Genomic DNA, 5,495 nt, shown 5'->3' with positions numbered 1-5,495 from the left:
TTTTTCAACTTTAGTTATTCCAGACTTTCTGGGAAGAGGTTTATGTATAGGTGTTTCTTTCGGCACAGCAACTGGCGATTGTAGCGGCAGTTCCACTTCTAGATTTCTAGCTAAGTTGTTATTCAACGGCATTTAGATAACTTCCTTTCTAACCTTACTTTGCAAGTTTTTATTTTCTTTGTTTTTCTGCAACTCTCAGCTTCGCGCTTCGAGCACGATTATTGATATCCAATTCTTCTTCATTAGGCAAAATGGGTTTGCGCGTGATCAGTTTCAATTCGGGTAAATAGTCGTCAGGGATAACCGGCAATCCTGGTGGCAATTCTGGGCCTTGTGCATGTTCTCGGAAAATCGACTTTACAATACGATCTTCCAATGAATGGAAAGTTATGGCACTTATTCTTCCGCCGACTTTCAATAAACTGATAGCTGCTTCTAAAGAATCTTCTACAGCAGACAGTTCGTCGTTCACAGCAATCCGAACAGCTTGAAACACACGTTTTGCCGGATGTCCACCTTTTCTCCTGGCTGGAGCAGGAATTCCTTCTTTAATGATATCAACTAATTCATTCGTCGTTTCAATTGTCTTTAATTCGCGTGCAGCTTCTATTTTACGGGCAATACTTTTTGAGAATTTTTCTTCTCCATAACGATAAAATATCCGGACTAAATCTTGATACGACCAAAAATTGATTACCTCTTTAGCTGTTAAAGGTGCATCTGTATCCATACGCATGTCAAGTGGAGCATCTTGGTGATAACTAAATCCCCGTTCCGCTTCATCCAACTGTGGTGAGGACACTCCTAAGTCATACAAAATGCCATCTACTTCAAAAACACCTTGTTCATTTAACGCCTCTTTAATAAAGCGAAAGTTTGATTTAATAAATGTGACCATTCCCTTTTCCACGTAAGCAGCTAAACGTACTTTAGCATTTTCAATTGCTCTTTCGTCTTGATCAAATGCATAAAGATGTCCTTTTTCATTTAATTGCGAAAGTAAGTATTCGCTATGCCCTGCCCCTCCTAATGTACAATCAACATAGATGCCATCTGGAAGGATAGACAGATTATCGACCGTTTCATGAAGCAAGACTGTTTTGTGATTAAATTCCGTCATTCTCATCCCACCTTTATTCAAATTCCGTGTGTTACTTTTTAATTAAAAACCAAAATCAATCATATTTTCAGCTATTTCATCAAAGGACTCTTCTGCTTCTGCTGAAAATTCATTCCATTTCGATTCGCTCCATATTTCAATTCGATCAGATACTCCAACAATGCGACATGTTTTTTCTAATTTGGCATGTTCTCTCAATGTTTGCGGGATATTGATTCTTCCCTGCTTATCTAGTTCACATTCTGTTGCTGCTGAATAAAAGAATCTAGTAAAAGCACGCGCTTCTTTTTTCGCCAGAGGAAGTTTTTTCAACTTTTCTTCGAGTATAGCCCATTCTTCTTCAGGGTATCCGAATAAGCAGCCATCTAAACCACGGGTCAAGATAAACTTCGCACCTAAGTCGCTGCGAAATTTAGCCGGCATAATTAGACGACCTTTTGCATCAATATTGTGCTTGTATTCGCCCATCAGCATAGCTATACTCCCCCCCACTTTTAGTAGACATTTTCAGTCTACCACAATGCCCCACTTTCCACCACAATTAATCGAAAGATTCCACAAAAAAAATAGATTATTAAATACTTGCTGAATACCAGTACGTTTTATGCCTATTAAAAGAAGAAAGCAGAGTGGGGACTGCTCCCAAAAAAAGACACAAAAAAACAACAAGATGTCAGAGAAAATGTCATCTTGCTGCTAAAAAATTAAGCTACAACCAAACTAAAAATATTCGCACTTACTAAAAAATAATAGGTCAGTATGGAAGATAAAAAAATAAATCGCCAATATGTTTTAAAAAAACGCTTGTAAATAATTTCGCCTTTTTTATAAGCCATTATCACCAAGATAATCATGCCTAAACTAAAAATAAAAATCAAAAAATAAGGAAAGATCGAGAAGTTAAATGTCTGTTTGCTCAAGATTTGAATCCCAAGCATTAAATAAGGTACCATTAAATCCGGTAATTTGATTTCTAATTGTTGTTTTCTAAAGTGCCGATTGATGCTTTTGTTAAATAACAATAATGTCACAATTGGCAATAAATAAAGGACACTAGTAGCAAAGGTAAAAGTAGACGCAGCCAAGACAGCCCTTCCTTTCCACATGCAGCTCTGCATGAATGATATTTTTATCATAAGTAACATTTTAATATATTTTCACACTTTTTTCAGCTAATTCCTTATTCAATTTAACTTAATTTTATCGTTTTGTATACCATTAAGTCGATAAAAACAGCAAAAAAAGTAAGAGAGAGAATAGAGAAAAGCTCTTTTCTTTTTTCTTCGACAACCTAACAATTTCAATTAATGTCTTATGAAGACCAATCATTAAAAAAAAATAATTTTTTGTAGTTCCTGCTTGTATTTTTTTAGAAGAGTTTTATTATGTTAACTAGTGACACTACAATTACAAAAAAATTGGTATAAGAGGTAACTTAAACCAGTTTTTAATCTAACTCCAGTTGTTTCTCATCAAGAAAATGAGTAATAGGGTTTATAGGTTAATGTGAAGTAATTAACAAATCTTAAAGAATAGGTAGGTATTTAGTTATGGACATCAATTTTACAGAAAAAGACCGTCAAGATATTGAAGAAACAGCTCAACATTTGTCGCTGACTAAAGAAGAGTATCTTTTAAATCTTCATCAAAAGAATAGCATTACTAAAACATCCTTAAAAGATTGGGAAAAATTTAGAGACTTTATTGATGACTATCATCATATGCTGGATAATTTATACGAGTATAATTACAAAATACAAGACTTAATAGAAGCAAACCATGACACAAAAGTAATTGATGCTATTCTCCATTTTCTAGATACTACCGTTAAAAACCCTATGATTCTGACACAGATTTACAATATTTATAAAGAAAAAAATGAAGAGCCACCTTCCGATTTTTAAAAGAAAGTAAAAAGAGCCCCTATTTCAAGAGGGGCTCTTTCCTTAATTTCATTATTTTTTATATAGGATAACAAGTAGTTTTTCTATATATTTACTTATATCGAACTTTAACCATACATTGCATTCAATTCATTTACATTTTTTCTTCATTACGCTTTCTCACAAAATTCGATCCCCATAAACCAGCTAAAGAAGTTACGATCATGCCTAATAACAAAGCAACAAATCCCCAAATAGAAGCTTTTGCAGTAGCTTTTGAGGCTTCTTCTGCTTTTACTCTAGCTTCTTCGATGGTTTGATCGATTTTCTGCTGCGCTTCTTCAATGCTTTGAGAAGCTTGGTTTAATTTTGTTTCCGCTTCTTTGGAAGCAGACTGTGCAGCATTATAGATATTATCCGTCGCTTTTTTAGCTTCTTCTTCGTTTAAATCCGTATTCGACTCTACAGCGTTAGCGATAGCATCTTTGTCAACAGAATCTGTAATTTTTTGTGATCTATTTTTTAAAGATTCCGTTGTAGAAGAAATAATTTCATCTGAGTTTTCAGGATTTACTGCTAACTCTTTTCCAGCTTGAACAATTTCCTCTGTTGCTGCGCTCAACTGATCATTGAGGTAATCTGGTTGTAATTCTGGGATATCTGTATCTTTCAATACATCATTAACTTGACTTTCCATTTCGTTAGTATCAACTTCGCCTACATTATCAACGATTTTGTCAAAACTACTTGAAACGACATCACTTGCGCTGGAAGCAACAGTAGCTACTCCCTTTCCAGTTACTGAAAATACGCTACCTAAAGCTGAGCCTACAGCTGAAAATACACCGGCAGTCAAATATGAAAGCATGATCAATAATACCAGTACACTTGTTGCCCAAGTTAGAAAACCATGGACTACTCCGACGCGACGTGAAGTTACTCCTGCTATAAATCCAGCAGCTATCAAGGAAAGTAAAAACGCGATAACCGTCCAAATGATTAAGCCTGTTCCAACACCGTCTAATGGGTTATTAGATGTAGGCTCGACTGTTCCAAAACCAATAGCTGATCCAATTAAAGAAAGCGTAAACAAAACCGCTAAAAATGTCACAACACCTGCAAAAACAGCAGGCCAAGAGATATTAAAACCAGCTTCTTCACCCTCCACTAGATACCTTCTGAAGCCCTTAGATCTATTTTCTTTCATTTTCCTTCAGCTCCTCTGTCTTAAAATTTATGAAACTATTTATGGCCTAAATTAAGCATAAAGCCTTTCATCTTTAATTTCAAACTTCCTGTTTTTGATTAAATTTCTTCAAAAAGAGAGTGGGACAAAAGGCGTTTAGACTCGAAACTTCTACCTCGCATACCATATCCCTAAGCAGCTAAAGCTGCAAGGGCTAAGGCAACTGGAGCGAATAAGCGCAGTATGGTCACCGACCATCGAGCATTATTCGTGAAGTGGACGTCGAGCCTGCCTTTTGGAGCATATTTAAGAAAAATAGTTAAGAAAAAGGTAAGAGGATGAGACTTATGTCTCATCCTCTTTAGCTAATTAATAATTTTATCTTTGCTATAAGAAAAGCGGGACAAGCCCGCCCTGACTCGAAAGAAATTTAGGAAAGCGACACTATGAGGAATGCTCAAGTGTCCACATATCTCTAAGCCATTAAAACGGCAAGAGCCCTAGCAAAATAAAAAAACTTCTTTGAGCCATGGTCTCAAAGAAGTTTTAGACTATTATCTCAGGATGAAGAAAATCAGCTGTATTAAGCTTCTTTGCTAACTACTTCTTTACCGTCATAATGTCCACATGCTGCACAAACGTGATGGCTTTTTTTCAATTCGCCACAGTTTGGACATGCGTTCATACCAGGTACTTCTAATTTAAAATGCGTACGACGTCTGTTTTTCTTGCTTTTTGATGTTCTTCTTTTTGGTACTGCCATTCTCTACACCTCCTTAAAGATTCCTTCTATTTCTAATTTGCTTACTTAGAAAAGAAGCTATGTTTTCTAATCTTACTCCCCATCATTTGATTCGTCTTTAAACAAATCTTTTAAACCAGCAAAACGAGGGTCCACCTTGTTTGATTCTTGTGCTGTTTTTTCTGAAAGATAATCTTCTTCAGATACCACAACCCAGTCATTTCCACTCGGCATCTTATGTTCTTTTTCTTCTTCTTCAGTAAATACTTGCATTGGAAGATTCAACAAGATAGCATCTTCAATTGCTTCAGATAAATCAATCAGATCTTTATCTAGATAAATCACTGTTCCATTCTCTTCTTCAATCGTATAATCTGCTACATGTTTTGGAACATAAATCTCATCTACCACTATTGATAGAGGTACTGATACTGGTTCTAATGATCTTGCAGAAGGTAGTGTCACATCTAATGAAACAACCATATGAAGCAAGATGTCAAATTCTTGAACACTCAGCTTTCCTTCCAAATGAATGGTGGAAACGTCTAATATTTCTTTTTCTCT

At 35.6% G+C, this 5,495-nt stretch carries 7 protein-coding genes; 1 reads left to right on the top strand and 6 read right to left on the bottom strand.

From position 1 onward, the window contains the following. Nucleotides 1-169: 169 nt before the first annotated feature. From rsmH to RT405_RS06620, 3 genes are all read right to left on the bottom strand, one after another. Nucleotides 170-1,120 (bottom strand): 16S rRNA (cytosine(1402)-N(4))-methyltransferase RsmH, encoded by a 951-nt coding sequence (gene rsmH / locus RT405_RS06630; RefSeq protein ID WP_313468588.1) that lies wholly within the window; start codon nt 1,118-1,120, stop codon nt 170-172. Between the two features lie 42 nt (nt 1,121-1,162). After that, a complete protein-coding gene (gene mraZ, locus RT405_RS06625) occupies nt 1,163-1,594 on the bottom strand; it encodes a division/cell wall cluster transcriptional repressor MraZ (protein WP_313468587.1) in 432 nt (143 codons plus the stop codon). Nucleotides 1,595-1,824: 230 nt separating this feature from the next. After that, nucleotides 1,825-2,205, bottom strand: a complete 381-nt coding sequence (locus RT405_RS06620; protein WP_313468586.1) for a DUF3397 domain-containing protein — start codon at nt 2,203-2,205, stop codon at nt 1,825-1,827. A 465-nt stretch (nt 2,206-2,670) separates the two neighbouring features. Here RT405_RS06620 and RT405_RS06615 point away from each other — a divergent pair, with 465 nt between their 5' ends. Next, complete coding sequence (locus tag RT405_RS06615; RefSeq protein ID WP_313468585.1) at nt 2,671-3,024, top strand: hypothetical protein; 354 nt, start codon at nt 2,671-2,673, stop codon at nt 3,022-3,024. 133 nt (nt 3,025-3,157) lie between these two features. Here RT405_RS06615 and RT405_RS06610 read toward each other — a convergent pair whose 3' ends face one another. The 3 genes from RT405_RS06610 to RT405_RS06600 form a co-directional block, all read right to left on the bottom strand. Further along, on the bottom strand, nt 3,158-4,210 hold the full coding sequence (locus RT405_RS06610) for a hypothetical protein (RefSeq protein WP_313468584.1): 1,053 nt from the start codon (nt 4,208-4,210) through the stop codon (nt 3,158-3,160). A gap of 562 nt (nt 4,211-4,772) precedes the next feature. After that, a complete protein-coding gene (gene rpmF / locus RT405_RS06605; RefSeq protein WP_035028906.1) occupies nt 4,773-4,952 on the bottom strand; it encodes a 50S ribosomal protein L32 in 180 nt (59 codons plus the stop codon). Between the two features lie 72 nt (nt 4,953-5,024). Beyond that, nucleotides 5,025-5,495, bottom strand: a 471-nt coding sequence (locus tag RT405_RS06600) for a YceD family protein (protein ID WP_313468582.1), incomplete at its 5' end; no start/stop codon positions are given.

It is taken from the genome of Carnobacterium sp., assembly GCF_032094055.1.
In the GTDB taxonomy this organism is placed as follows: domain Bacteria; phylum Bacillota; class Bacilli; order Lactobacillales; family Carnobacteriaceae; genus Carnobacterium_A.
This window is presented reverse-complemented; position numbering and strand designations above follow the sequence as displayed.

Bases quoted from the DNA above. Each gene is read 5' to 3' on its own strand.
- rsmH (WP_313468588.1), bottom strand. From the start codon at position 1,120: ATGACGGAATTTAATCACAAAACAGTCTTGCTTCATGAAACGGTCGAT.
- mraZ (WP_313468587.1), bottom strand. From the start codon at position 1,594: ATGCTGATGGGCGAATACAAGCACAATATTGATGCAAAAGGTCGTCTA.
- RT405_RS06615 (WP_313468585.1), top strand. From the start codon at position 2,671: ATGGACATCAATTTTACAGAAAAAGACCGTCAAGATATTGAAGAAACA.
- RT405_RS06610 (WP_313468584.1), bottom strand. From the start codon at position 4,210: ATGAAAGAAAATAGATCTAAGGGCTTCAGAAGGTATCTAGTGGAGGGT.
- rpmF (WP_035028906.1), bottom strand. From the start codon at position 4,952: ATGGCAGTACCAAAAAGAAGAACATCAAAAAGCAAGAAAAACAGACGT.